This is a genomic window from Shewanella sp. SM74 (genome assembly GCF_025653725.1).
In the GTDB taxonomy this organism is placed as follows: Bacteria; Pseudomonadota; Gammaproteobacteria; order Enterobacterales; family Shewanellaceae; genus Shewanella; species Shewanella oncorhynchi.
This window is the reverse complement of record NZ_JAKKRZ010000028.1, coordinates 24,147-50,093: the sequence shown is the minus strand read 5'-3', so window position 1 is coordinate 50,093 and position 25,947 is coordinate 24,147. Positions and strand designations below refer to the sequence as shown.

General features: G+C 46.3%; 25 protein-coding genes. 19 read left to right on the top strand and 6 right to left on the bottom strand.

Translation table 11 applies throughout. The annotated features are described in order from the left end of the window. Window positions 1–225: transposase (locus tag L5M49_RS20705; protein WP_411569116.1), on the top strand; the 225-nt coding region annotated here is incomplete at its 5' end. Between the two features lie 217 nt (window positions 226–442). Here L5M49_RS20705 and L5M49_RS20700 read toward each other — a convergent pair. Further along, window positions 443–1,315: a hypothetical protein gene (locus tag L5M49_RS20700; RefSeq protein WP_263266771.1), complete on the bottom strand. Its 873-nt coding sequence runs from the start codon at window positions 1,313–1,315 to the stop codon at window positions 443–445. Window positions 1,316–1,525: 210 nt separating this feature from the next. Here L5M49_RS20700 and L5M49_RS20695 point away from each other — a divergent pair, with 210 nt between their 5' ends. Next, window positions 1,526–2,995, top strand: a complete 1,470-nt coding sequence (locus L5M49_RS20695) for an OmpA family protein (protein ID WP_263266770.1) — start codon at window positions 1,526–1,528, stop codon at window positions 2,993–2,995. A 115-nt stretch (window positions 2,996–3,110) separates the two neighbouring features. Here the strand turns inward: L5M49_RS20695 and L5M49_RS20690 are convergent, their stop codons facing one another. The 4 genes from L5M49_RS20690 to hslR form a co-directional block, all read right to left on the bottom strand. Further along, complete coding sequence (locus L5M49_RS20690; RefSeq protein WP_263266769.1) at window positions 3,111–4,670, bottom strand: AbgT family transporter; 1,560 nt, start codon at window positions 4,668–4,670, stop codon at window positions 3,111–3,113. Between the two features lie 256 nt (window positions 4,671–4,926). Beyond that, window positions 4,927–6,468 (bottom strand): phosphoenolpyruvate carboxykinase, encoded by a 1,542-nt coding sequence (locus L5M49_RS20685; protein ID WP_263266768.1) that lies wholly within the window; start codon window positions 6,466–6,468, stop codon window positions 4,927–4,929. 198 nt (window positions 6,469–6,666) lie between these two features. Continuing rightward, window positions 6,667–7,527: an Hsp33 family molecular chaperone HslO gene (hslO, locus tag L5M49_RS20680; protein WP_263164041.1), complete on the bottom strand. Its 861-nt coding sequence runs from the start codon at window positions 7,525–7,527 to the stop codon at window positions 6,667–6,669. A 14-nt stretch (window positions 7,528–7,541) separates the two neighbouring features. Then, a complete protein-coding gene (gene hslR, locus L5M49_RS20675; protein ID WP_105250991.1) occupies window positions 7,542–7,940 on the bottom strand; it encodes a ribosome-associated heat shock protein Hsp15 in 399 nt (132 codons plus the stop codon). A 253-nt stretch (window positions 7,941–8,193) separates the two neighbouring features. Between hslR and gspC the strand changes: the two genes are divergently transcribed. From gspC to L5M49_RS20615, 12 genes are all read left to right on the top strand, one after another. Further along, entirely contained in the window at window positions 8,194–9,123 is a 930-nt protein-coding gene (gspC, locus tag L5M49_RS20670) for a type II secretion system protein GspC (protein WP_263266767.1), read from the top strand. A 24-nt stretch (window positions 9,124–9,147) separates the two neighbouring features. Next, window positions 9,148–11,265, top strand: a complete 2,118-nt coding sequence (gene gspD / locus L5M49_RS20665) for a type II secretion system secretin GspD (RefSeq protein ID WP_263266766.1) — start codon at window positions 9,148–9,150, stop codon at window positions 11,263–11,265. Then, window positions 11,258–12,823 (top strand): type II secretion system ATPase GspE, encoded by a 1,566-nt coding sequence (gene gspE / locus L5M49_RS20660; protein WP_212600805.1) that lies wholly within the window; start codon window positions 11,258–11,260, stop codon window positions 12,821–12,823. Before gspD ends, gspE begins: the two co-directional genes overlap by 8 nt. Before the next feature lie 3 nt (window positions 12,824–12,826). After that, the gene (gene gspF, locus L5M49_RS20655) at window positions 12,827–14,050 is read left to right on the top strand and encodes a type II secretion system inner membrane protein GspF (RefSeq protein ID WP_105250995.1); all 1,224 of its coding nucleotides are present in this window, start codon (window positions 12,827–12,829) and stop codon (window positions 14,048–14,050) included. Between the two features lie 62 nt (window positions 14,051–14,112). After that, on the top strand, window positions 14,113–14,547 hold the full coding sequence (gene gspG, locus L5M49_RS20650; protein WP_105250996.1) for a type II secretion system major pseudopilin GspG: 435 nt from the start codon (window positions 14,113–14,115) through the stop codon (window positions 14,545–14,547). Window position 14,548: 1 nt separating this feature from the next. Then, on the top strand, window positions 14,549–15,124 hold the full coding sequence (gene gspH / locus L5M49_RS20645; RefSeq protein WP_263266772.1) for a type II secretion system minor pseudopilin GspH: 576 nt from the start codon (window positions 14,549–14,551) through the stop codon (window positions 15,122–15,124). Next, complete coding sequence (gene gspI, locus L5M49_RS20640) at window positions 15,111–15,479, top strand: type II secretion system minor pseudopilin GspI (protein ID WP_105250998.1); 369 nt, start codon at window positions 15,111–15,113, stop codon at window positions 15,477–15,479. The genes gspH and gspI overlap by 14 nt, the downstream gene beginning before the upstream one ends. Beyond that, a complete protein-coding gene (gspJ, locus tag L5M49_RS20635) occupies window positions 15,460–16,236 on the top strand; it encodes a type II secretion system minor pseudopilin GspJ (RefSeq protein ID WP_131525235.1) in 777 nt (258 codons plus the stop codon). The genes gspI and gspJ overlap by 20 nt, the downstream gene beginning before the upstream one ends. Then, the gene (gene gspK / locus L5M49_RS20630) at window positions 16,233–17,231 is read left to right on the top strand and encodes a type II secretion system minor pseudopilin GspK (protein WP_105251000.1); all 999 of its coding nucleotides are present in this window, start codon (window positions 16,233–16,235) and stop codon (window positions 17,229–17,231) included. The genes gspJ and gspK overlap by 4 nt, the downstream gene beginning before the upstream one ends. Window positions 17,232–17,368: 137 nt before the next feature. Then, window positions 17,369–18,556: a type II secretion system protein GspL gene (gene gspL, locus L5M49_RS20625; protein ID WP_212600804.1), complete on the top strand. Its 1,188-nt coding sequence runs from the start codon at window positions 17,369–17,371 to the stop codon at window positions 18,554–18,556. A gap of 1 nt (window position 18,557) precedes the next feature. After that, window positions 18,558–19,034, top strand: coding sequence for a type II secretion system protein M (locus L5M49_RS20620; protein ID WP_105251002.1), 477 nt, complete (start codon window positions 18,558–18,560; stop codon window positions 19,032–19,034). A gap of 14 nt (window positions 19,035–19,048) precedes the next feature. Beyond that, window positions 19,049–19,810 carry a type II secretion system protein N gene (locus tag L5M49_RS20615; protein ID WP_173497004.1) on the top strand — a complete coding sequence of 254 codons (762 nt, stop codon included), beginning with the start codon at window positions 19,049–19,051 and terminating at the stop codon, window positions 19,808–19,810. A gap of 143 nt (window positions 19,811–19,953) precedes the next feature. Here the strand turns inward: L5M49_RS20615 and yrfG are convergent, their stop codons facing one another. Next, window positions 19,954–20,616, bottom strand: a complete 663-nt coding sequence (gene yrfG / locus L5M49_RS20610; RefSeq protein WP_263266765.1) for a GMP/IMP nucleotidase — start codon at window positions 20,614–20,616, stop codon at window positions 19,954–19,956. Between the two features lie 160 nt (window positions 20,617–20,776). Here yrfG and L5M49_RS20605 point away from each other — a divergent pair, with 160 nt between their 5' ends. The 5 genes from L5M49_RS20605 (at window position 20,777) to L5M49_RS20585 (ending at window position 25,843) form a co-directional block, all read left to right on the top strand. Then, window positions 20,777–21,364: an aspartyl/asparaginyl beta-hydroxylase domain-containing protein gene (locus tag L5M49_RS20605; protein ID WP_263266764.1), complete on the top strand. Its 588-nt coding sequence runs from the start codon at window positions 20,777–20,779 to the stop codon at window positions 21,362–21,364. Then, window positions 21,342–23,387 (top strand): phytanoyl-CoA dioxygenase family protein, encoded by a 2,046-nt coding sequence (locus L5M49_RS20600; RefSeq protein ID WP_263266763.1) that lies wholly within the window; start codon window positions 21,342–21,344, stop codon window positions 23,385–23,387. The genes L5M49_RS20605 and L5M49_RS20600 overlap by 23 nt, the downstream gene beginning before the upstream one ends. Beyond that, complete coding sequence (locus tag L5M49_RS20595) at window positions 23,387–24,547, top strand: hypothetical protein (protein WP_263266762.1); 1,161 nt, start codon at window positions 23,387–23,389, stop codon at window positions 24,545–24,547. Before L5M49_RS20600 ends, L5M49_RS20595 begins: the two co-directional genes overlap by 1 nt. Then, window positions 24,544–25,032 (top strand): GNAT family N-acetyltransferase, encoded by a 489-nt coding sequence (locus tag L5M49_RS20590; RefSeq protein WP_263266761.1) that lies wholly within the window; start codon window positions 24,544–24,546, stop codon window positions 25,030–25,032. The genes L5M49_RS20595 and L5M49_RS20590 overlap by 4 nt, the downstream gene beginning before the upstream one ends. A 244-nt stretch (window positions 25,033–25,276) precedes the next feature. Beyond that, window positions 25,277–25,843 carry a phage tail protein gene (locus tag L5M49_RS20585; protein WP_263266760.1) on the top strand — a complete coding sequence of 189 codons (567 nt, stop codon included), beginning with the start codon at window positions 25,277–25,279 and terminating at the stop codon, window positions 25,841–25,843. Window positions 25,844–25,947: the final 104 nt, after the last annotated feature.

The window sequence follows — 25,947 nt, the reverse complement described above, 5'->3', positions numbered from 1 at the left end:
AAACTACATTGGGTGCTTGATGTCAGCATGGACGAAGACGATAACCAAATCTTCCGCGGTCATGCCGCCGCCAACATGGCAGCCATGCGGCATCTTGGGCTCAATATGCTTCGCGCAGAGACCAGTAAAGCGATGAGCGTGCCACGTAAACAGCGCCGAGCCCATATAAATGAAGACTATCTTGAGCTGGTTTTACTGGCTGGATTAAGCATGAATGAAAAATGAGCACTCACGCTCTTGCCCTGGGGGGGCAACCAAATCATATTCAGAGGCCATAGTATGGCTAGATACCAGCATTAGTGTGGCAGACAACAATGGTTTTAGCATTTAACTTCCTTATTAATATAGTGATTTTATTTGATAATTCCAAAAGTAATCCATAAGGGAATTTTGGATTTAATTAAAACTAGATTATTCATATTTCATCTTCTTAAAAAAGGCATTAGCCAAGAGTGCTATAACCACTTACTAACTTATCCTCGACGCCATTGCCATCAGCATCTCGATCTAAAAAATTTGGAATGGCGTCATTATCTAAATCATTACTTCCCTCAAATTTATCGCTAAATCCATCGCCATTAGAGTCAGAATCTAACCAATTTGGAATAGAGTCGTTATCAATATCTATATTTTTATTAATAGTGCCGAAGATAAACTCGAGTCCATCTAAAATTTTATCCTTGTCCATATCATTTTCTAGTAGGTCAGAACCCACTGCTCGTTCTTTCATACCATCAAATGAATCAACGTCAGTATCGTTAAAAAATACAATTTCGTAGGAAAGATCTGGCCCGCCGGCAAAGTTTTCATCAATTAAACTTAATTGATATGTACCCGGGTCATATATTGAAAAGTTCACTACGTAGATATTCGGTTTTGCGTATTGATATAAAAATATGTCATTAATAACAAGACCATCTTCATTTGAAATATACACTTGTGGTTTAAATCGAGCTGATGATGTTTTGAAGACAGCTGTGTATTGTTTAAGCTCGGTTGTTACAAACTTAAACAGATCTCCTTTGTCCAATTCAGAGCTTATAACCCCTCGTACTATGACTCCTTGATCTATTTCGATTGGTGTGGCCACTGATGGGTTGTCATTCGGTTCCTGCTCTATAAATACTGGATATTTATTTCTGCTTGCATCAAACGGATAATCATCTAATTCGTCGGGCACGCCATCGCCATCTTCATCTTTGTTTGCCCAAGTGCCTTGGTTTTCTAAGGGAGCAACCGTTGTTGCTTGCGTGAATAGTGGCATAGCTAGAAAGGTGATTAAGGATAGAGCACGGGTAAAGTGGGGCAGTCGCAAAATAAACGTCCTTGTGATGTAAGCAGGGTTTGGCTAACTGACTAAGTAATTGACATCATTACCAGTCTGCCGCTTTTTTAGTCAGTTATTTTTGCTTTTAGAGTCCATAATCACAATCACGCTAAAGTATTAACTTGTTTCTGATTTGTTATTTGATACCGCATTTAGTGTTAACTTGCTCACCAGTATTTCTATGGAGGGTAAATATTAATGCGTGTTTTCAGTTCAGGTTGCTTAGTGGGTTTATTGGCGTTATCGATTGGTACTTTTACGTCGTTGCCGTTACAGGCGGCCGATGAGGAATTATTTACACTGTTTCCTACGGCAAAGTTAAAAGAAGAGCTGACTCGCCACTATGTTGAGTATCCTTTTATTATCAGCGTTGGCGAGAGTAGAGCGGACTTTAGCTTTAAGCCAATATTTGGCCAGTTACAGCAGCAAACATACGAATTAGCACCTGAATATAGTCCTAACCATATACTCGATAATTATCGGGCTCAATTGAAAAAGCTTGGCGGTGAAGTATTATTCGAGTGTCGTCTTGAAACGTGCGGTAATACTCGTCTATTGCAAGAGAATATTGCCTTGTTGGATGGCGTGATTGGTGTCGATAATGGTTATTTATTCGCTCGAGTTAAGCATGAGCAGAAAGAGTTTTATACTGCGATACAAACTGCAAGCACGACAAATTCTTATGCAACTATCCATATCACGACCTTAGAAGTTGTGCCTGAACCTTTAGGTTTGGTCACTGCTAATGCGGCATTTTTACAACAAGCACCTAAGCAGATTGAGTTTAATGACAATGTACAAAAGGACACTGAAGGTGCTGAAGATCATCCGTTGCTAAGTCGCTTAAAGGGCGCTGTGATTCATGAATATAAACGTCAGGGTTTTGCTAGCACAGCTTTCGTATCTGCTATGGATGCTACCAACAAACCTGTGGTGGTGGAGCGTGCAGGTAAGCTGACTCAGAATGGTTATCAGTTGCCAAAGGAATACTCAAGTTATGAGGTGTTTAGCAACTATAAAGCAGCACTGACTAAGCTCGGTTTCGAGGCGCAATTTGAGTGTAAGGGAGAGGCCTGTGGCCCTGAAAGAAAATTTGTCGAGGCAATTGATTCTTTAGTCAATATTGGTAATGAAGAGAGCCAGTTTTATGGCTGGTATACCTTAACTCGCGCCGAGGGCAATGTGCATGTAAGTACTTATACCATTGGCTTTATTGGCGGCTTATGGACAGAGTTACGGGTATTGGAAGAAACTCAACTTAAGGATGACCGTGTCGGTATCAACCTTGCGGCTTTGACTGATCAAATTGAAGCTAAAGGACATGTCACCCTAGAAGGGCTGTTATTTGAGTACGATAGCGACAAGTTATTACCAGAAGCTCTGCCCGTTGTGGAAGTGCTGGCGAGTTATTTAAGCGCTAACCCAAGCCGCGCATTTTATGTGGTTGGCCACACTGATGACAAAGGCAATCAAGCTTATAACCAAGGTTTGTCACAACGTCGTGCTGTTGCAGTCGTCAAGTTGCTTACCGCAAGTCATGGTATTAAAGCTCAACAGCTTGAAGCTGTGGGTATTGGCGAGCATGCGCCCATTGCCAGCAATAATGATGAGGCGGGGCAACAACAGAATCGTCGAGTAGAGTTAGTGCTGAGATCGGATACTAAGTAAACACAATAGATTGATTCAATAGATATAAAAATGGCGCTCACAGTTAACTAAGTTGGCGCCATTTTTGTTTATCTGTGATCGCTCAGCCGAAAATCTCAGCCAAGCGATATTCACACTAAGATAGTGCAGGGAAGGAGAGCGAGCTGCCAATCCCTAGAGGCAAACCTAAGGCCCAATATGCCAGTAAGAAACCGCTCCAAAGTAAAAGAAAACTGATTGAAAACGGTAACATCAGTGCCACTAAGGTGCCGATGCCTGATTCCTTAACGTATTTTTGGCAAAACACCACAATTAACGGAAAGTAAGGCATCAGTGGGGTGATGATATTAGTGGATGAGTCGCCCACTCGGTAAGCGGCTTGAGTCAAATCCGGTGACACACCTAGTTCCATTAACATGGGCACCATAATGGCACCAATTAATGCCCATTTGGCTGAAGCGGAACCCACTAATAGATTGACGAACGCAGTGAGAAACACAATGCCTACCAGTGTCACACCCATAGGAAGGGCTAATTCCTTTAACGCCAATGCTCCTTTAATGGCCATTAATGCGCCTAAATTGGATTGACCAAAAGCATAAATAAACTGGGCGCAGAAGAAGGCCATGACGATGTAATAACCCATGCCGCTCATGGATTTGCTCATGCCTTGAATAATGGCTCTGTGGTTGTTTGCCGTGCCAGCGGCATAGCCATACACGATGCCGGGGATGAGGAAGAACACAAAAATAATCGCCACAATGGAGCGCATTAATGGCGCTGAAGCACTGGTTAAGGCGCCATCGGTACTACGCCAAGCAGAGTTGTCCCCATAGGCAGTAAACACCAGTCCTAAGGCACACAACAACATGGCGGCCATGGCGAATTTGAGTCCGCGGCGCTCATGGGGTTGCAGTTCATCTAGGGTTGGGAGCGTGCTGGGATCGCCATTCACCGCAGTGTTTTTTAGGCGCGGCTCGATAACTTTATCCGTTAAGAACCAGCCAACTAAGATAATTAAAATGGCAGAAGCCGAAGTAAAAAAGATGTTATTCAGTGGATTAATCGTTAATGTGGCGGCCGCGGGATCGGCCGATAATCTTGCCGCTGCCTGAGTTAAGCCCGCTAACATAGGATCAAGACTCGATGGCACGCCAACGGTTGCAGAAAAACCGCCGGATACGCCAGCGAAAGCGGCGGCAATACCGGCTAAGGGATGGCGACCAGCGGCATAAAAGATCACCGCGCCGAGCGGGATAACGAGTACATAACCCGCATCAACCGCGACATGGCTCAGGATACCCACGGCGATCAATACCGGGGTGAGTAACATCTTGGGGGTAACAGATAAAATCGAGCGCAGGCCAGTATTAATAAAGCCAGTATGCTCAGCAACGCCAAGCCCCAGCATAGCAACCAGCACGACACCGAGCGGCGGGAAAGTCACAAAGGTGGAGACTATGTTCGAGGTAAATGCAGTCAGTGCGCCGCCTTCGAGCATATTCACGACTTGAATCGGGTTTCCAGTACGAGGGTCGATTTCATCAAAACTGACACCCGATAATCCCCAAGAGATCAACCAGACTAAGCCCAGAAACATCGCAAATAATACTGCGGGGTCGGGCAGTTTGTTGCCGATGACTTCGACGCCATTGAGAAATCGCTGGAATCCAGTGACAGGTTTATGATTTTCCATTTGGGTGCCGCTTCCTAAAAATGATGATTGTTATCGGCGATTATAAAAACGCAGCATTAATTTAAGCTTGGTTTAACTAATCGATAAGAAATAAAACACATAAAAATCTATCGCAGTGGCTTTAGTGCGGGTGGATTTAATCATCACTAAATCAATTTAGCCGCAAATAAAAAGCGCGGGTTCATGACTGAACCCGCGCTTTTTTATGAAACGATATTTTGACTAAATAATCGTACCGAACAGAGCCGCTACGCGCTTATGCCTTTGGGCCAGCGTTACGGATAGCGTCTGACACTTGATACTTAGCGAAGTTTTTAGTGAAAGCTTCGGCCAGCTTCTGGGCGTATTCGGCATATAGCGCTTTATCGCCCCAAGTGTTGATTGGGTTGAGTAAATTGCTGTCTACGCCTGTGACTGCCACAGGAACGGCGAGGTTCAAGGTGTCTAAGTGGACAGTTTCCACATCTTTCAATTCACCGCTGACAATCGCATCGACGATGGCGCGGGTGGTTGGGATGTCAAAACGTTTACCTACACCGTGTGGACCGCCAGTCCAGCCTGTGTTGACTAAGTACACTTGGCTACCGAATGACTCAATGCGCTTCATCAACAGTTCTGCGTACACGCCAGCAGGGCGAGGGAAGAAAGGTGCGCCGAAGCACGTTGAGAAGGTGGATTGAATCGCCGAGGTTGAGCCGATTTCAGTCGAGCCCACTTTGGCGGTATAGCCAGATAAAAAGTGGTATGCCGCTTGTTCTTTGGTCAGGATAGAAACCGGTGGTAATACGCCAGATACGTCGCAGGTTAAGAATACAACCGCATGTGGCTCAGCGCCGCAGTTGTCTTCTTTACGTTGGGCGATGTGCTCCAGCGGATAGGCTGCGCGAGTATTTTCCGTTAGGCTGCTGTCTTTGTAGTTAGGTACGCGGTGTTCGTCCATAACGACGTTTTCAAGTACAGTGCCGAAACGAATCGCATCCCAAATCACGGGCTCATTCTTCTGGCTTAAATCGATACATTTGGCGTAGCAACCGCCTTCAATATTGAATACGCCGCCAGGTGCCCAGCCGTGTTCATCGTCACCAATCAGGAAGCGTTTTGGATCGGCAGAGAGTGTGGTTTTACCTGTGCCAGATAAACCGAAAAACAGCGTAGTGTCGCCATTTTTACCTACGTTGGCCGAACAGTGCATAGGTAGCACGCCTTGGGCTGGCAGTAGGAAGTTTTGCACTGAGAACATAGACTTTTTCATTTCGCCGGCGTATTTCAGGCCAGCGAGCAGCACTTTACGTTCGGCGAAGTTTAAAATCACGGTCGCATCTGAGTTAGTGCCATCACGTTCTGGTACGCAAACAAAGTCAGGGGCATTGATGATCTGCCACACTGGTTTGTCTTTACGATTAAATTCTTCAGGAATGATAAATAGATTGCGGGCGAACAGTTGGTGCCAAGCGTATTGCGTAGTAACACGTACTGGTTGGTAATGTTCAGTGTCGGCACCGACTTCGAGATCAGATACAAACAGTTCTTTATCGGCTAGGTAAGCTTCAACCCGTGCCCATAAACCTTCAAAAGCACCTGGATCGAAAGCCTGATTGACTGGGCCCCATTCGATATCAGCTTCTGAACTGGGTTCTCTTACAATGAAACGATCGCCAGGTGAGCGACCGCTGCGAGCGCCTGTTTTAGCAACTAATGCGCCATTGGCTGTCAATTCACCTTCGCCGCGTAGCAGGGCAAATTCGACAAGTTGTGCTGTTGAGGGGTTAAAGTGAACGCGGTTTAATCCATCCGCCATAGTGAGGTCTCCATTTGATTTGTAAGGTTATTTTAATATCGATCGTCTGCCGATTTAATTTTATTTATCGCCTGAGTCGTGCTAGGTGACAAAGTGAGGGCGATTGTAGCCTAAGCCGAGTGCAATGTGTGAGGGGATTATAGGTATGAATAAAAAATGGGCGCCAAATAGGGCGCCCATTTTTTAGCGGGAGTCGTTTTACTGCTGGGTTGTTGATGTTTGACCGTTAGCAAATAAGGTTGCTACGTCTATGGCATCAAAGGTGTATTTAGCGTGGCAATATTCGCAACCCATTTCTATCTTGCCATCTTCGGCGAGTATGGCTTCGATTTCTGCTTGATCTAAGGTCTTGATCGCGCCGGCACTGCGTTCATAGGAACAAGTGCATTTAAAGCTCACATCGATAGGATCAAATAAGCGTACTTCTTCCTGATGATAGAGGCGATGTAACACGCTTTCTGCATCAAGAGTAAATAGCTCTTCGGCCTTGATGGTCGACGTCAGTTGGCTCAAGTGTTCGAAGTCGGCGTTGTGATCTTGCTGGCTTGGCAGAATTTGTAGGAACATGCCCGCCGCTTGTTTGCCGTCGGCAAATAACCAAATTCCAGTAGGTAACTGCTCAGATTGATTGAAGTATTCTTCAACACAGGCAGCAAGCGTTGGCTTGTCTAGTGCAACGACACCTTGGTAGCGTTCACCTTCGTCGGGTGTTAAGGTGATGACCATATAGCCTTGGCCGAAGAGTTCTGTGAGGCTAGCATCATCGGCGAGTTCAGCATTCCAGCGAGCCACACCGCGTAACTCTTGTAAATTGTTACCGTTGATCACCGCTAAAGAAACAGGGCCGTTGCCTTGTAACTGTACGCTGATATCACCGCTAAATTTCAATGTAGCGGTTAATAGTGAGGTGGCTGCCATTAATTCACCCAGTAGCACTTGCAGTACGGCTGGGTATTCTTGGGCGCTGATCACTTGTTGATAGCTGTCTTGTAACTGTACCAGTTCACCGCGCACATCGGCATTATCGAACAAGTAGCGGTGTAAAGTATCTTGGTTCATCGTGTATCTCACTGTTAAAGGTCTTTAAAGCGCATGAGCTGGCGTCGTTGCTTTTTATCTGGTTTCTGATCGGGTATCGGGTTATTGAGCATGTGGAGGCGTCGTTGCTCAGCATTAATGGCCCGTTTAGCCAGACTTGTCGCGGTTTCTTCGTACAATTCTTGTGCAATCGAACCACTTTGGCGTAATTGCGATAATTTTTTTATGACGATCTCTTTATCGTCATATCCTTGGCGTATCTTAAGGACGGCGCCTATCTCGGCATTCCTACTAGATTTGGCACGCTGGCCGTTGTAATGTACTTTGCCGCCGTTAATCATTTCTTTGGCGATGGCACGGGTTTTATAAAAACGTGCAGCCCAAAGCCACTTATCGAGTCGAATGTCTGTTTTATCGCTTTGACCTTGAGTCATAGTGTCTCCAGCTAAAAGATCGATGAGTTCACATGCCGAGCAAGAAAATGCGTCAAGAGCATTTCTATTATGTTAAAGGGTGGCGTGCTTCACACCCTTTTATGGCGGGCAAAGTTAGCATAATTGGCCTATTTTCGCCAATTTGAATGCTGTTATGGGCTTGTTGCCAAATGCTGCCTAGGTTAGCATGAGACGGTAATCGCCTAATTATTATAATCAGAACAGAGACCTGTATCGAGGGTCCACATAAAATATGGATTTATTAGATAAAGTTATCGCAAAAGCCATTGGCATGCCCCATAAGCCCTTAAGCCGGATAGTCTTCTGGTTGGGTTTTATTGTGATCATGTTGTTAGCCGCGCAAATTACATGGAAATTAGTGCCTACTAGCTCATCACCCAGTGCTTGGTCGCCAACGCCCGTTAACCTGACGGGTAAAGGTGCTGGGCAGGTTGATCTTGCGGGTTTGCAGCAGCTTGGTCTCTTTGGTAAGGCAGATGCTAAATCTGAAAAGCCAAAAACTGAGGTTGTTGAGACTGTGACCGACGCGCCTAAGACCACGCTATCTATTCAGCTCACTGGCGTTGTTGCATCGACAGCAGATCAGAAAGGCTTAGCAATCATTGAGTCAAACGGCAGCCAAGAGACTTACAGCTTAGGCGATAAAATCAAGGGCACTTCGGCATCACTGAAAGAAGTCTATGCCGACCGTATTATCATTACTAACGCTGGCCGTTACGAGACATTAATGCTCGATGGCTTAGTTTACACTAGCCAAAGCCCAGCCAATCAACAGTTACAACAAGCTAAGACTAATAAGACTGGCTCGGCAGTGAGCCGTATCGATCAACGTAAAAATGCTGAAATCTCCCAAGAACTCGCCGAATCCCGCACCGAATTGTTAGCCGACCCCAGTAAGATCACCGATTATATTGCCATTTCACCTGTCAGACAGGGTGACGCTGTGTCGGGATATCGCTTGAATCCAGGGAAAGACGCCAATTTGTTTAAGCAGGCGGGTTTTAAAGCTAACGATTTAGCCAAATCGATTAATGGATACGACTTGACCGTAATGAGTCAAGCGTTAGAAATGATGAGCCAATTACCCGAGTTAACCGAAGTTTCTATTATGGTTGAGCGGGAAGGACAATTGGTTGAAATCATGTTTAGTTTGCCGCAATAACACGCGTTAGAGGAAAGAAAAAGAATGAATAACAAAAGGATTCGACGCAAGCTGATTGCTGGGGTTGTTGCGGGTGCAGCCATGTTCTCCTCCCAATTTGCTTGGTCTGAACAGTATGCGGCCAACTTTAAAGGCACGGATATTCAAGAATTTATCAATATCGTTGGTAAAAACCTGAATAAGACCATCATAGTTGACCCGACAATTCGCGGCAAAATCAACGTTCGCAGTTATGATCTGTTGAACGATGAACAGTATTACCAGTTTTTCCTCAACGTCTTACAAGTTTACGGTTATGCCATCGTTGAGATGGAAAATAACGTTATTAAAGTCATTAAAGACAAAGATGCCAAAACCGCTGCAATTCGAGTCGCTAACGATAACGACCCCGGCCTTGGTGACGAAATGGTGACGCGTATCGTGGCCTTGTATAACACTGAGGCTAAGCAATTAGCGCCGTTATTGCGTCAACTTAATGATAATGCGGGTGGCGGCAACGTAGTGAACTACGATCCCTCCAATGTCTTGATGTTGTCTGGCCGTGCTGCGGTAGTGAACAAGTTAGTCGAAATTATCCGTCGAGTGGATAAGCAAGGCGATACCTCGGTGCAAGTGGTGCCGTTAGAATTTGCCTCCGCGGGTGAAATGGTACGAATCATAGATACCCTTTATCGTGCTACTGCTAACCAATCCCAATTGCCAGGCCAAGCGCCAAAAGTGGTTGCTGACGAACGTATCAATGCCGTAGTCGTGAGCGGTGATGAGAAGAGCCGCCAACGTGTGGTCGAGCTTATCCGTCGTCTCGATGCCGAACAAGCCAGCACAGGTAACACAAAAGTTCGTTATCTACGTTATGCCAAAGCAGAAGATTTAGTTGAAGTGCTGACCGGTTTTGCCCAAAAGTTGGAAGGCGAGAAAGATCCGAGCGCTCAGGCTGCAGGTGGTAAACGCCGTAATGAAATTAATATCATGGCGCATACTGAAACCAACGCCTTAGTGATCAGTGCTGAACCCGATCAGATGCGCACTATCGAGAGCGTGATTAATCAACTCGACATCCGCCGTGCTCAAGTGTTAGTTGAAGCGATTATCGTGGAAGTGGCTGAGGGCGATAACGTTGGCTTCGGGGTGCAATGGGCGGCTAAAGCGGGCGGCGGCACTCAGTTTAATAACTTAGGCCCAACCATAGGTGAGATTGGCGCGGGTGTATGGCAGGCGCAGGATGTGAAAGCTTCCCAAACTTGTACAGGTTCGGGTGATAATCAGACCTGTACAGATAACCCTGACACTAAAGGCGATGTTACTTTACTCGCCCAAGCCTTAGGAAAAGTAAATGGGATGGCTTGGGGCGTGGCCATGGGCGACTTTGGCGCCTTAATTCAAGCCGTGTCGAGTGACACTAACTCAAACGTACTGGCAACGCCTTCTATTACGACCTTAGATAACCAAGAAGCCTCGTTTATTGTGGGTGACGAAGTGCCTATTCTGACAGGTTCTACCGCCAGCTCGAGCAACAGCAATCCATTCCAAACCGTTGAGCGTAAAGAGGTTGGGGTTAAACTGAAAGTGGTGCCGCAGATCAACGAAGGCAGCTCTGTTAAGCTGACGATTGAACAGGAAGTTTCTGGGGTTAACGGTAACACAGGCGTGGATATTTCCTTCGCGACTCGTCGTTTAACCACTACCGTTATGGCGGATTCTGGTCAAATTGTGGTACTCGGTGGTTTGATCAACGAAGAAGTACAAGAAAGTATACAAAAAGTACCATTCTTGGGTGATATCCCTATTCTAGGACATTTGTTTAAATCTTCTTCGAGCAAAAAAACGAAGAAAAACCTCATGATCTTCATCAAGCCAACGATCATACGTGATGGCATCACGATGGAAGGGATTGCTGGGCGTAAATATAATTATTTCAGAGCATTACAGCTTGAGCAGCAAGAGCGTGGCGTGAACTTAATGCCAAATACTCAAGTGCCAGTGTTGGAAGAATGGAATCAGTCTGAGTATTTACCTCCTGAAGTTAACGAGATTTTAGAGCGTTATAAAGAAGGTAAAGGCTTAGATACTCAGATGCGTAAAACGGATCCAACGCTCAAAACGCTCGATGAAAACAAAAACAAAGATAAAACCAATGAGTGAAATTCAACTATCCCAAGTCGATGACCTCAGCCAAGTCTCTAATGAGCTAGGCCTTGAAGCTGAAGGTGATGAGGTATTTCGTTCGAGCAGTAAAGAGCGTTTACCTTTTGCCTTCGCACACCGCCACGATGTGGTGCTCGCGCTGGGTGAAACGGGCGCGTTAAGCTTGTTCTATACGAGTAAAACACCCTTAACGGCTATGCTCGAAGCACGGCGTTATTCGGGTGTTGATTTGCCTTTGGTTAAGCTCGAAGTGGCAAAGTTTGAGGCCAAACTCACTCAAGCATATCAGGCGAACTCGTCTGAAGCGCAGCAGTTGATGGAAGACATAGGCAACGAGATGGATTTATTCACCCTTGCCGAAGAGCTGCCGCAGACCGAAGACTTACTTGAAGGTGATGATGATGCGCCTATCATCAAACTGATTAATGCCTTGTTATCTGAAGCGATTAAAGAAGAAGCGTCGGATATCCATATCGAAACCTACGAGAAACAGCTTGTGGTGCGTTTCCGCATCGATGGTGTGCTCAAGGAAGTCCTCAAGCCAAACCGTAAACTGTCGTCGCTGTTAGTGTCGCGGATTAAGGTTATGGCTCGCCTCGATATCGCCGAAAAACGTGTGCCACAGGATGGCCGTATTTCGCTGCGAATCGCAGGTCGTGCGGTAGATGTGCGGGTATCGACCATGCCATCGAGCCACGGTGAACGTGTTGTACTGCGTCTGCTGGATAAAAATACTGGCAACCTCGATTTAGAACAATTGGGGATGACAGACAGTATTCGCGTTAAGTTTGAAGATCTTATTCGTCGTCCTCACGGGATCATTTTGGTGACTGGCCCAACGGGCTCGGGTAAAAGTACCACTTTGTATGCGGGTTTGACGGAGATCAACTCCAAAGACACCAACATACTCACAGTAGAAGACCCTATCGAATACGAGTTAGACGGCATCGGTCAGACCCAAGTAAACACTAAGGCTGATATGACCTTCGCCCGTGGTCTGCGCGCTATTTTGCGTCAAGACCCCGATGTCGTGATGATAGGCGAGATCCGCGACCTCGAAACCGCGCAAATTGCGGTACAAGCGTCACTCACTGGTCACATGGTAATTTCAACCCTACATACCAACACAGCCTCTGGCGCGATTACACGTTTGCAAGACATGGGCGTAGAGCCATTCCTCGTGTCTTCAAGTTTGCTCGGCGTGTTGGCTCAACGTTTGATCCGAACCCTTTGTCCTAAATGTAAAATCGAGCATGTGCCCGATGCGCGTGAGCGTGAGTTGCTGGGCATAGCCGCCGATGACGACAGACGTATTTTCCGTGCCAATGGCTGTAAATCCTGTGGTAACAATGGCTACCGTGGTCGAACCGGTATTCATGAGCTTTTACTGGTTGACGATAATGTGCGTGAATTGATCCATGGCGGCCGCGGTGAGTTAGCCATCGAAAAGTATATTCGTCAGTTTGTACCGAGCATTCGTCACGATGGCATGAGCAAAGTGCTCGCGGGCATCACCACTCTCGAAGAAGTGCTACGTGTGACTCGCGAGGAGTAATTTATGCCAGCATTTGAATATAAGGCACTGGATGCCAAGGGAAAGCAGCTTAAGGGCGTGATTGAGGCGGATACCGCCAGACACGCCCGCAGCCAACTGCGCGATCAGCGCATGATGCCCTTGGAAATACTGCCTGTTACTGAAAAAGAAGCCAAAGCTAAGAGCAGCAGTTTTTCGTTTTTCAAACGTGGTATTTCAGTTGCTGAATTAGCTTTGATCACCCGCCAAATTGCGACCTTAGTGGCCGCGGGTTTACCGATTGAAGAATCCCTTAAAGCCGTTGGTCAGCAGTGCGAGAAAGATCGTCTCGCGAGCATGATTATGGCGGTACGTTCTCGGGTGGTGGAAGGTTATAGTCTGGCCGATTCCTTGGCTGAATTTCCGCATATTTTCGATGATTTATACCGTGCCATGGTGGCCTCGGGTGAAAAGTCCGGTCACTTAGAAGTGGTGCTTAATCGTCTGGCGGATTATACCGAGCGACGCCAACAGCTTAAATCTAAGCTGACCCAAGCCATGATTTATCCCGCGGTTTTGACCACAGTAGCGATAGGGGTGATTTCAATCCTGCTAGCAGCGGTTGTGCCTAAAGTGGTCGGACAGTTTGAGCACATGGGCGCTGAGCTTCCCGCCTCGACCCGATTTTTGATCTCGGCCTCTGACTTTGTTCAAAACTATGGTGTGTTTGTGGTCATCGCCTTAGTGCTGCTGTTCGCACTCTTTCGGCGCATGTTAAAGTCACCTGCGTTTCGGATGAAGTACGATAATTTTTTATTGAGCATGCCAGTTGTTGGCCGCGTGAGTAAGGGGCTAAATACGGCGCGTTTTGCGCGGACGTTAAGTATCTTATCTGCCAGTTCAGTACCTTTGCTCGATGGTATGCGTATCGCCAGTGAAGTGTTGCAGAATATGCGAGTGCGGGCCGCAGTGGACGATGCGACCGCACGCGTGCGGGAAGGAACTAGCTTAGGTGCAGCGTTGACTAATACTAAGTTGTTTCCGGCTATGATGTTATACATGATTGCGTCGGGCGAGAAGAGTGGTCAACTTGAGCAGATGTTAGAGCGGGCCGCCGATAACCAAGACAGGGAATTCGAAGGTAACGTCAACATAGCATTGGGTGTATTCGAGCCTATGCTGGTGGTCAGTATGGCGTGTGTTGTGCTCTTTATCGTGATGGCAATTTTGCAGCCAATTTTAGCCTTGAATAACTTGATTAGCGGTTAATTTTTGAATTTATGGATTATGACCAAGTCGATTGGCATAGATTTTTTTAGGAGAAGTAGTCGATGCAAATGAACAAGAAACATCAAGGTTTTACCTTACTCGAAGTGATGGTTGTTATCGTGATTTTAGGGATTTTAGCCTCTATGGTTGTGCCTAACTTGATGGGTAACAAAGATAAGGCTGACCAACAAAAAGCCGTGTCTGACATAGTTGCACTCGAAAATGCCTTAGATATGTATAAGTTAGATAACGGTGTCTATCCATCGACCGAACAAGGCTTAGAAGCATTAGTGCAAAAGCCTACGATTTCGCCTGAGCCACGTAACTACCGTGAAGATGGTTATGTAAAACGTTTGCCAGAAGATCCATGGCGCAATAACTACCTGTTGTTAAGCCCTGGCGAAAACGGCAAGTTAGATATTTTCAGTGCAGGCCCCGATGGTCAACCAGGTACCGAAGATGACATCGGTAACTGGAATTTACAGAATTTCCAATAAGATGCTAAAGCTGCGTCACGCTGGTTTCACCTTAATGGAGGTGATGCTAGTTATTTTGTTGATGGGGCTCACGGCTGCGGCCGTGACTATGTCTATCGGCAATTCTGGGCCGCAACAGGCCTTAGATAGAACGGCGCGGCAGTTTATTGCGGCCACTGAAATGGTGCTTGATGAAACTGTTTTAAGTGGCCAGTTTATTGGTATTGTGATTGAGAAAAGCAGTTATCAGTTTGTTTTTTATAAAGACGGTAAGTGGGAGCCTTTGGATAAAGACAGACTCTTATCTGAAAAGCAAATGAAGCCAGGGGTTGTACTGAACTTAGTGCTCGATGGTTTACCTTTGGTACAAGAGGATGAGAAAGACGATTCTTGGGTCGAAGAACCGCTGATTGAACCCTCTGCCGATGATAAGAAGAAACACCCTGAGCCACAGGTCATGCTATTCCCGAGCGGTGAAATGAGCGCTTTTGAGCTGACGTTTATCGCTAAAACTAACAAAGGCCAGCAGGCCGAAACGTTAGTGGTCGGTGATGCGCTGGGTAGATTAACCATAGGGCGCCCCGATGAAACGCGTTAAGGGCATGACCCTACTCGAAGTGATTGTGGCCCTTGCCGTATTTTCGATTGCGGCCGTGTCTATCACTAAAAGTTTGGGCGAGCAGATGGCAAACATGCCGATTCTGGAATCGCGCACTTTAGCACAGTGGGTGGCTGATAATCAGATGGTCGATGCCAGACTTGATCCACAGTTTCCTGAAATCGGTAAAAAAGAAGGTCAAGTTGAGCTCGCAGGAAAGGATTGGTATTGGCGTAAAGAAGTGGTGAAAACGACGGACGATAATTTTCGTATGATCCGCATAAGTGTGAGTGAAGACGAACGCTATCAGCGTATTGCCGCACAAGTGAGCAGTTATGTCCTTAAAACTAACTAGTGCGCAGCGGGGATTCACCCTGCTGGAAATGCTGATCGCCATCGCGATTTTCGCCATGATAGGTTTGGCTTCTAATGCGGTACTCAGCACAGTGCTGACTAACGATGAAGTGACGCGCGCGTTTTCAACTCGGCTTAAAGCTCTACAGCAAGGTTTTGGTGCGATTGAGCGTGATCTCGCCCAAATGGTGGCGCGCACGCCAAGATTACTCGAAGGTGGTCGAGGTTCGACCGTCTTCCAAACGGGCAATGATATCTTAGATTCGGAATCAGAAGCCTTAGTGTTTTACCGTTTAGGCTGGTTAAATCCCGACGGTTTATTACCGCGAGGCAGCTTACAGTCGGTGGCGTATGTGGTGCATGAAGGGCGGCTGGAACGTTGGTATTTTCCTTATCCTGAGCCTGAATTTGGCGCCGAGCCGATTAAGACAGTGATTATCGACAAAGTGCTGTCGGTGGAATATTCCTTCTTCATGGAAGACAAGTGGGAGCGTAAAGTCGAGGCGACTAAGTTGCCTAAAGCGATCGCCATGGAGATTGAGATTGAAGGTTTAGGCAAGATCCAACGTAAGTTCTTGTTGCCGCTGGGTGCTGTTGCACCAGAAAAGTCTAAGGATGACGATAATAAAGACGAAAATCCGGACGATACGAACAAAGATAAAGACAAAGATGGAGTCGATGATGGCTCGGGGAACGATCCAGGTGATGGTTCTGGTGATCCAGGTGATGGCGACCCTGAAGATGAGGGCCGCGAATGAGAACCCAATCTCGGTCTAAACAGCGCGGTGTCGCACTGATAGTTGTGCTCTTGATAGTTGCCATGGTGGTGATCATCGCAACAAATATCACAGGCCGTAATCAGTTATCCATGCGTCGAACGTTGAACTTGGCCCAGTACGATCAAGCCTATTGGTACGCGATTTCTGCTGAAGAACTGGCGAAGAAGATTTTAAAACAAGATTTAGACGACTCGGAAGGTCGGGTCCACAGGCAACAATATTGGGCCATGGCCGATGTAGTCTTTCCGGCGGAATACGGTGAAATTGCTGGCAAGATCACTGATATGCGCGCCTGTTTTAACTTAAATGCCTTGTCTGTGACCACGAAAGAGGTGGAAAACAGTCAACCTAAGCTGCCGCTGGCGGCGAAGCAATATAAGGCCTTGTTGGTGAGTTTAGGGATGGACGACTTTAGTGCGGACCGTCTGACCCAGACCTTAAAAGATTATATCGACGAAGACACCACTGCTAGCCCTTATGGTGCCGAAGATGCGGAATATGAAGCGCGAAATGTGCCTTACCGTGCAGCCAATACGCTGATGAATCATCGCAGTGAATTACGGGCAGTGATGGGATACACCCAAGATATCTATTTGAAACTCTTGCCCTATGTATGCGTTATCCCTGGCAATGACAGGCAATTACTGAATGTGAATACCTTGGAAGTTGAGCAAGCGGCACTGTTGGCTGGCATGCTCGAAAATCAGATTTCGGTAGGCGAAGCAGAAAGTATCATCAACCAACGCCCCGGTGATGGCTTTGCCAAGATAGATGATTTTTATGAAAGCTCATCCATGGGATCGATCAAGTGGGAAGGTGCCATGAAGTCGAGCTTTGTCATCGATAGCCAATATTTTTTATTGGCCTCGGGGGCGAAGGTTGATAACGCCGTATTTAGAATGGAAAGTGTGCTCAAAAAGAGCGGCGGCAATAAAATGGAAGTGCTCACCCGTCAGTTTGGTGGACAAAAATAATGGCAGTGCTCACCCGTCAGGGTTTGATGTTGGTGGCCAAAAATAATGGAAGTGCTCACCCGGCAGAATCTGGTGGACAAAAATAATAGCAACGAGCTCAGTCACGCTTTCTTGACTGGGACTGGTGGAGAAAAACTGTGAGTGAACGGCTATTTATTCGCTTAGGCAGAACAGCAGAGCAAGCGTGCTCTTGGCTCGTTTGGTCGGAGCAAGAACAGGAAATTATCGCCTCTGGCGAGCTCGCCAATGCTCAAGGTTTGTCGACCTTAACTGAGCGTGCGGGCAATCGTCCCGTCGATGTGTTAGTGCCCGCCGCGGCAATGACGCTCACTAGTGTGCATTTGCCCGAAAAAGGTCAACGCCAAGCCTTGAAAGCCTTGCCTTTTATGCTCGAAGAAGCCTTAGCCGATGATGTCGATGCCATGCATTTTACTGTTGGTCCACGTGATGGTGATGCCTTAAGTGTGGTCGCAGTGGCCCATGAGCAAATGCAGACTTGGCTGAGTTGTTTGACTGAAGCGGGTTTAAAAGTGAAGCGTATTGTGCCTGATTGTTTAGCCTTGCCATTGCAAGAGTGCCAATGGGCGGCAATGAATTTTGGCAATGAGCTATTGCTGCGTACCGGATTAGCTTCAGGCCAGAGCTTACCTCTGCCTTGGTTGCCAATTGCGTTAGAACAACTTAAGCCAGTGCAAGGTGAGGTCTCTGTCGCCAGTTATACCGAGATGGAACTCGAGGGTGTCGAGCTTAAGCCGCAGTCACTCGAGCTACCTATGTTAGTGTTAGCCCGCGGTATTTTGCATGCGCCAGTGAACTTACTGAGCGGCGTTTACACGCCGAAGCGTGAATACAGCAAACAGTTGATGATGTGGAAAAGTGCAGCCATCGTTATTGCCATCGCTTGTGTGCTGGCCTTAGTGAATAAAGGGCTGACTATACATCAAGTCAATGGTCAGGTTGCCGATCTTAAAGCCCAGAGTGAATCCATTTATCAGCAAGTGATCCCGGGAAATTCGCGCATTGTTAACCTACGTTCGCAGATGGAAAGTCAGTTACGTGCATTGCAGGGACAGGGTAGTGGTGCCGAGTTTTTTGCCATGCTCGATGGTTTACAGGATGCCTTTAAGCAAGTGCCTGAACTTAAACCTAATAGCTTAAGATTCGAAAGCGCTCGTAACGAGATCCGCATGCAAGTGAGTGCGAAAAATTACGCGCAGATCGAGAAGTTTAAAGAGATTGTCGGTCGTCGTTTTCAACTCGATGGCGGCACTATGAATAGCGGTGAAGAGCAAGTCACCAGTACCTTAACTTTGAGGAGCAAATAAGATGGATAATTTGCGGACTTGGTGGCAAGGGCTCGCATCGCGCGAGCAGCAGTTAGTAGGCTTTTGCTCGGTATTTTTAGTCATTGGTATTTTTTATTGGGGTGTTTGGACGCCGATTGCCAATGCTGAAGCCGATGCATTACGTAACCTCAATGCACAACAACAGACGTTGAACTATGTAAAACAAACGGCGAATAAAATAGCGAGTCTTAAGCAGAACGGTGCTAAGCCAACTACGTCGGGCAGTTTAAGCTCAGTGGTTAACCAAACTGCGGGCAATTATGGGTTAGTGATTACTCGCATGCAGCCCCAAGGCGATAAGATCCAAGTGTGGATGGACGATGTTCCTTTTGATGCCTTGTTAGGTTATTTGAGTGAGTTAGTACAGAAGAAAGGACTTTCACTCGAAAGTGTTGATTTGGCTGAGGCCGATGTACCTGGCTATGTCAAAGTGAGACGTATCCAATTAGCGCAATAAATTAAGGTGTAGCTGTGAGTTTGATAAAAAAAGTCATCATAGGCGTACTGATTTATTTAATATTTTTAGTCGTTCTATTCCCCGCTAAGATTGCGATAGCGTTAGCCCCATTGCCCGCGAATATCAGTGTTTCGGGTGTGAGTGGCAGTATTTGGTCTGGCAGCATAGAAACCTTAAGTATGCCGCAGCGTCAGGTAGAGCAAGTGCGTTGGGATCTGAGTCCTTGGGCGCTATTTTTAGGTAAAGTGAAAGTTGATTTTCAAGTGGGCAGCCGCGCAACACCTGTCAGTGCTAAGGGATTAATTTCTTGGTCTATGGGAGGCTTAAGTGCGCAGGGGCTACGTTTCGAAGCGCCGGATAGTTTTTTACTCGGCAATGCAAAACTGCCCTTTAGAACCGAAATTACCGGTGAAGTCAGTTTGTTGGTTGAGACGCTAGAGCAAGGTAAGCCTTGGTGTGAACAGTTGTCTGGTAAGCTGTTTTTGAATCAAACCAATGTTAAGAATCAGTTTGGTAACTATCCTCTAGGTAATATTGAACTCGGACTGAGTTGTGTCGAAGGCAAAGCGCAATTGGCCACAGATGAAACCAAGAACCAGCTTGGTATTGTTGGTACCTTACAGTTAGATGAAGGCAATATGGTGAAGGTTGAGGCTAAGATTAAAGAAACGGCAGAGCAACCGGAAGATATGCGTGAGTCGCTGAATATTTTAGGTAAGCGTGGTGCGGATGGTTATTTCCCTGTGGTATATCAGGGGCGGATCCCTGGGTTATAGCGCTGTTTTAGATGAGCATTTAAACTTAATGTGAGTGCTCAGATGTGAAGGCCGTAATGCGAGAGTTGCGATTAAATGTCCGATCATAAAACAATGCGATGAATAGAAACGAAGGCACCTTAGGTGCCTTTTTTATAGCCTTTTTATCGCGTTAGATCAGTCAGTAGTGAGTGATAGTCGGTAATCGCGGGGAAATCTTGAAAGACTTTGATTGGTTTTTTACTGTCTGGGTTAGCAATCCCTAATTGATGACCCACACCGGCAAGTTTTGCGGCCTTGAGTATGGGTTCGCTATCGTCGATGAAGAGACAGCGGCTTGGTTCAAGGTTGAATTGTTTAAACAAGGTCAGCCAGAATTGTGGGTGTTCCTTAGGGTAACCCGTCTCGTGGCTAGAAATCATGGCATCGAGCCCTGCTGCTAGGTCGGTATGTTCAAGCTTTAGGGCAAGACTCTTGGGATGCGCATTGGTCACTAAGATGCGCCGTTTACCCGCAGAGGCCAAGGCCGTTAAAAATGGCATGCTGTCTTGGCGCAGTTGAATACGATCCACTAAAGTGCGGTGCAAGCCCATAATGTCGAGCTGCAGTTGCTCCTGCCAATAATCGAGACAGTACCAATCGAGCGTGCCGACGACTTTCTCATAGGCGTTCACAACTAATTGCTGCGCTTCGTTGTGGCTCACACCTTGCTGTCGACTCAATTCCTGCGGTACTAAATTCAGCCAAAAATGATTGTCGAAGTGCAAATCCAATAGGGTGCCATCCATATCGAGCAGAACCGTATCGATAGTCTTCCAGTTAAACATGGGTATTTCCTATTTTTGCAAAACTGAATCACGCTTAGCATTGATTGTTGCACTGCGTAATACTCAGTGATGACGATGATTCGAGTCACTTGTATGCTCAAATCTTTGTGCTAGTCTTGGATGATTAATTATTTTTAGTCTGAAAATTAAGCGGTTGGATATGGATATCTGTTCTTTTGCCCTATTAGCTCAAGTTTCAAACTCCCTTAGTTTACAGCAAGAGTTGAATGCTTTGCTGCAACAAGACTGGTTACCCCATGTAAATCAGCGTGATTATATGGGGGGTTGGGATGTTCTCGTCTTACGCTGTGCTGCAGAGTATCGCGGTGCTCATCCTATCTTGCAAGCCTTCTCAATTTCTACTGGTCAGCACTGGCAAGATTTGCCTCAACTCGAATCGAGCCCTGCGTTATGCCATTTTCTGCAATCCTTAACCTGCCCAGTGAAATCCGTGCGTTTGATGCGCTTACATGCGGGGGCAGAAATCAAACCCCATAGAGATCAAGGACTCTGCCTAGAACAAGGCGAGGCAAGATTACATTTGCCACTGCAAACGAATGAGCAACTCAACTTTTACGTGGACGATAAACGTGTACCCATGCAGGCCGGAGAGCTTTGGTATATCAATGCCGACCAAGTCCATTGGGTTGAAAATAAAGGGCAGGATGCGCGGATCAATTTAGTGATTGATTGCGAGGTCAATACTTGGTTAAGGGAGTTAATCGATGCTGCAAAGATCAGAGCTTGAATTAGGGCATAGTTTGGATGTAGCTGTATTAACTCAGTTTGCTAATGCGCTACTGCTGTCAACCTCAGCAGGGGAGTCTAAACGGCTCATTGATCCCATGCTGAAGCAGTTATGCCAAATAGCGGCAGTGGAGTTACACCCCGAGTCTTTTTTGGATACTGAGGCGAGCCATACGCCTTTTGGTAAGGCAGTTTCACTCACTACCGCGGCGCAGTGTGCCGAAGATCCCGAGCGGGGCCGAGTCTTTATACAAGGGATTTATCAAGCAATACAAGATCGTCTAAAGGCTCATCCCGGGCAGACTGTGAACATCTTATATGCGGGGACTGGGCCTTTTGCTTGGTTATTATTACCTCTGCTGCCGTTATTTTCTGCGAGTCAAATTCAAGTGACCTTGCTCGACATTCATCAAGCCTCGTTAGATAAAGTCACTAAGCTTATTGAACACTTTGATTTAGCTGATCGTGTGGTGGAGAGTGTCTGTGCGGATGCCACGCTTTGGCAGCCAAATACAGTCGTAAAGTTTGATGTGATTCTTTCCGAAACCATGAAGCACTTGTTGCAACAGGAGCCGCAAGTGCAAATTTTTACCCATTTACAGGCGTATCTTGCAGATGATGGCGTGCTCATCCCGCAAAATATTGAGTTAGACGCTTGGCTTGAGTGTCGTACTGTGCAGGATTTTATGGAGACGCATTATTTAGGGCCTTTGCTTGCACTCAACCTGCAAACTGCGCGCTTACTTGCCAGTGGAGACCGCAGCTTCTTGGCTGGTACTTTACTGCTCCCCGATTTCAACCCGAGTGCAGTAACGCTTAAGTTCACGACTTCCATTCAAGTTTATGGTAATTCCACGCTGAACGAATACCAATCTCAACTCACTCTGCCTCGATATCGACGTGAACATTGGCTTAAGCCACTCTCATGCCTTGCTTTCCGATATGAACAGGGTACTCATCCCGATTTTGTGTTTGATGTTATAGAGCAAAAACCTGTGCTGGTGTCGAGTGACGATCTGAGCTGCTTAGGCATTTATCATTTGCAGCGGCTTTGGCAAAAGATACAGCTACGCAAACGGGGAGTGTCATTCACTGAACTGGCTAATGAATGGCACTTAGATAAAACCTTGCTGGATCTTTGTGGAATAGGGCTAGAGCCGGGTCTAAGAGCTTTATATCAAAACGATCATCAGTCAGCTTTTGTCGCTTACATTCAGCAAATCGCCAAGCTAACAGCCGCGGATATTGCTGGGATTAATCAGCAATTAGGCGCTATTTCCCATGGATTAACGCCATCGGTCACTGTACCAGAAGTCGAAGACTTCAATTTAGCGGAGGTAGAAGACTCAAATCCGGCTGCAGTACTCAGTGAGTCACAACTCAATTTTTGGCAAAGTGAAGGCTACTTAGTGATCCCGCAAGTACTCACGGCAGAGCAATGCGCCGCAACTCGAGATTTTATTTGGCAGCAGTTAGGAGCCAATGAACAAGATCCCACCACTTGGTATCAACCTCATGAGTTTATGCAGAAAATCATGCTACAACTGTTTCGCCATCCGCAACTGGACGCGAATCGACAAGTCCCCAAAATCCGTCAAGTGTTTGAACGGTTGTGGCAGCGAACTGATTTAGTTATGACAACCGATAGAGTCAGTTTTAATCCACCTGAAACGCCAACTTGGCATTTCCCCGGTCCGGATATGCACTGGGATATGCCACTACAGCTACCCGTTAAGTTTGCGACGCAAGGGTTAATTTATTTAACCGACACCAGTGCGGAACAAGGCGCATTCTGTTGTGTCCCCGGATTTCATCTCAAGATAGAGGAGTGGCTTCTCGAACAGAGCAAGCCTGATATTGAGCTTCAGCAACAGGATTGGCATCGCTGGCAAGTAAAACCTATAGCGGCTAAAGCAGGCGATTTAATCATTTGGCACCATGCCTTGCCCCACGGCGCCAGTCCTAATCGTGGGACGTTACCGCGTATGGTGCAATACATTAACTTTTACCCTATGGCTTCCTAATGGTTGATTTTAAAGAACAACAGCAACGCTATTGGCAATTGTTGCATCAACCAGAGTCATTGTTTTTACTGCATCAAGCGAATGATGTTGAGCATTTTATTGCGCTGATGATGGATTTTCTTGCTTGGCCAGAGCTTAATTTGGAACACATGCTCGCATTTATTGCTTTGCAGCAAGATAGCTTTATTCCAGATTTAGATCGCTTCAGTCAAGCCTGGTTCCCTTGTCGTTATCACTCACAACATAAAACGGTGAGTTGGGTTCCGGCATTTCATAGGTTATCTAAACCCTTCTTAGAGGACGATATCAGTGATGCTCGTCGTTGTTTGCTCGCCAGTTTTATCCAACCTAAAACTTTGCTCGAACCCCTATTATCCCAACGCGAAAGTTTGCCTATCGTAAATCCAAGTTTGATGATTTTTCACTGGTCCCGTTGTGGTTCGACACTAGTGTCGAGCAGCTTTGCTCTGCTAGAAACTTGCCGAGTGCTCTCTGAACCTATGCTATGCAGCGATGTTATGCATGATAACCATTGGCCTTTGGAACTAAAACCTCAGCTCGTCGATTTATGCTTAAGACTACAGGGGCGATTGAGGCTGGGAGAACGTGAGTTAGTGATCAAGTGGAATGCATGGGATCTGGCCTGCTGGCCCATGTTACTCGAACTTTACCCTAAGAGCCGAGTGTTATGCTTGATACGCAATCCTAAGGATATTATGTTTTCTCATCAACGAGTTGCAGGGAGACATATGGCTGGAGGGAAAAGTTTACTTCCAACTGAACTGCATACTCAACAGATGAAAAATACGGATGCTGAGCCTAGTTTAGATGAATTTCGTACCACCGTCTTACAGCATTTTGCGCAATTATCTGCCGCTTTATACCAATCTTCTCGAGCTATTCTACTTGATTATCATCAATTAAAAGATTTTAAACCCACAACATTCTCTACCATCTTAGGATGGCCATTATCTGAAGGTGAGATTGAGCGCTGGCAACACCATTGGCGTTTTGATGCAAAACAGCAGGGGCAACTATTTACACCTGTTGTGTCAAATGAGCTCGTCCCACTCCGTGAATTTCAAAGCCCATCGTGGCAGCAATTATTAATGATCTATAACCAACTTTTACAGCGTTTATATTGGGATAAAAAGGCATGATGCTAGGTGAGTTAAATCTACCAATAGGCTTGAGTGTTAAAGCCGCTAATACAAACGATAGCCTATTTATGGCGCAGCTTTTTTATTCCACAAAAACGTTCTTTTATGAACTTGGTTTGCCCAGTGAAGTCGTTGAAACCATGCTGGATCAACAATATCGACTGCAGGAGGCCTCTTATCGGGAACAATATCCAAATGCCAACACTTATATCTTGTTTTATCACCAGCAAGCCGTAGGGAAAGTGATGCTCGATATCAGTGAGTATAAAATCCATATTGTTGATTTAATTATTATACCTGGCATGAGAGGACAAGGTTTTGGCTCGGTCATTTTAGAGGCCATTAAGCAAGAAGCGCTGAAACGCCATTTGCTTATTGGTTTATCCGTGGAGAGCGAAAATACTCAAGCTAAAAAGCTTTATCTACAGCATGGGTTTGAGCTCGAGAGTTGTTCTGGCATCTACGAGTCGATGTTATGGCGTTAAGTGGAGAATGAAAATTCACACTGATATATTTTTGTGCAATTGTGTTTGTTGATTTTTAATGTATGTTTAATTGTAATCAACTTGTTTTATTTTTGGTTTATGGTTATCTAGATAGTCCTCTCATCGTGTGATGTGGATGATGTTGCAATCAGCTAAAGGAACTCGCTGTCGATTAAATGTCGTGAGTAATCATTTCGTTGAAAAACGTTAAATAGACAAAATCGTTATTTTAAGGAGAAAAACAATGTCAGATCCATTTATCGGTCAAATTTCTATGTTCGCTGGGAATTTCGCTCCCCGTGGTTGGGCCTTTTGTAATGGCCAGTTGCTGGCAATTTCCAGCAACTCTGCTTTGTTCTCATTATTGGGGACTAATTATGGTGGTGATGGGGTGACAACCTTTGCACTACCTAACCTGCAAAGCCGCAGCCCTGTAGGTACGGGTACAGGTGGTGGTTTAACTCACATCACATTGGGTCAAGTGTCAGGCACAGAGAACGTCTCCCTCACAACTGGCCAATTACCTAGCCATGCACCAACAGTGGCTGTGAATGTGGCGATCCCTGCCATTGCGGCCAGCACAGCAGCAGTGGGTGTACCAGCTGCAAATCTCAACCTTGGGCCGGTGGCGGCTGCGGGACGTGCAGGTACTTTATACGCTGCGGATACTCCCGATGTAACGCTCAAACCTTTTGCAGCGGCTGTTACTGTCACTCCGGTAGGTAGTAACTTGCCCGTTCCAATTCGCAATCCTTATTTGGGTATGAATTTTATTATCGCGCTTGAAGGGATTTATCCATCACGTAATTAGTTTTGCATGAGTAATACCAAGCGATGTAGATCATAAGTTCGAAATGAAATGGGCGCGCAAGGGAAGCGCCCCATTTGAGGTAGAAATTTGGATTCAGTGCCTAA

Bases quoted from the DNA above. Each gene is read 5' to 3' on its own strand.
- L5M49_RS20620 (WP_105251002.1), top strand. From the start codon at position 18,558: ATGGATAATTTGCGGACTTGGTGGCAAGGGCTCGCATCGCGCGAGCAG.
- L5M49_RS20590 (WP_263266761.1), top strand. From the start codon at position 24,544: ATGATGCTAGGTGAGTTAAATCTACCAATAGGCTTGAGTGTTAAAGCC.
- gspI (WP_105250998.1), top strand. From the start codon at position 15,111: ATGAAACGCGTTAAGGGCATGACCCTACTCGAAGTGATTGTGGCCCTT.
- hslO (WP_263164041.1), bottom strand. From the start codon at position 7,527: ATGAACCAAGATACTTTACACCGCTACTTGTTCGATAATGCCGATGTG.
- hslR (WP_105250991.1), bottom strand. From the start codon at position 7,940: ATGACTCAAGGTCAAAGCGATAAAACAGACATTCGACTCGATAAGTGG.
- yrfG (WP_263266765.1), bottom strand. From the start codon at position 20,616: ATGTTTAACTGGAAGACTATCGATACGGTTCTGCTCGATATGGATGGC.
- gspD (WP_263266766.1), top strand. From the start codon at position 9,148: ATGAATAACAAAAGGATTCGACGCAAGCTGATTGCTGGGGTTGTTGCG.
- L5M49_RS20685 (WP_263266768.1), bottom strand. From the start codon at position 6,468: ATGGCGGATGGATTAAACCGCGTTCACTTTAACCCCTCAACAGCACAA.
- L5M49_RS20605 (WP_263266764.1), top strand. From the start codon at position 20,777: ATGGATATCTGTTCTTTTGCCCTATTAGCTCAAGTTTCAAACTCCCTT.
- L5M49_RS20585 (WP_263266760.1), top strand. From the start codon at position 25,277: ATGTCAGATCCATTTATCGGTCAAATTTCTATGTTCGCTGGGAATTTC.
- gspF (WP_105250995.1), top strand. From the start codon at position 12,827: ATGCCAGCATTTGAATATAAGGCACTGGATGCCAAGGGAAAGCAGCTT.
- L5M49_RS20690 (WP_263266769.1), bottom strand. From the start codon at position 4,670: ATGGAAAATCATAAACCTGTCACTGGATTCCAGCGATTTCTCAATGGC.
- gspE (WP_212600805.1), top strand. From the start codon at position 11,258: ATGAGTGAAATTCAACTATCCCAAGTCGATGACCTCAGCCAAGTCTCT.
- L5M49_RS20695 (WP_263266770.1), top strand. From the start codon at position 1,526: ATGCGTGTTTTCAGTTCAGGTTGCTTAGTGGGTTTATTGGCGTTATCG.
- gspK (WP_105251000.1), top strand. From the start codon at position 16,233: ATGAGAACCCAATCTCGGTCTAAACAGCGCGGTGTCGCACTGATAGTT.
- L5M49_RS20600 (WP_263266763.1), top strand. From the start codon at position 21,342: ATGCTGCAAAGATCAGAGCTTGAATTAGGGCATAGTTTGGATGTAGCT.
- L5M49_RS20595 (WP_263266762.1), top strand. From the start codon at position 23,387: ATGGTTGATTTTAAAGAACAACAGCAACGCTATTGGCAATTGTTGCAT.
- gspG (WP_105250996.1), top strand. From the start codon at position 14,113: ATGCAAATGAACAAGAAACATCAAGGTTTTACCTTACTCGAAGTGATG.
- gspH (WP_263266772.1), top strand. From the start codon at position 14,549: ATGCTAAAGCTGCGTCACGCTGGTTTCACCTTAATGGAGGTGATGCTA.
- gspC (WP_263266767.1), top strand. From the start codon at position 8,194: ATGGATTTATTAGATAAAGTTATCGCAAAAGCCATTGGCATGCCCCAT.
- gspJ (WP_131525235.1), top strand. From the start codon at position 15,460: ATGTCCTTAAAACTAACTAGTGCGCAGCGGGGATTCACCCTGCTGGAA.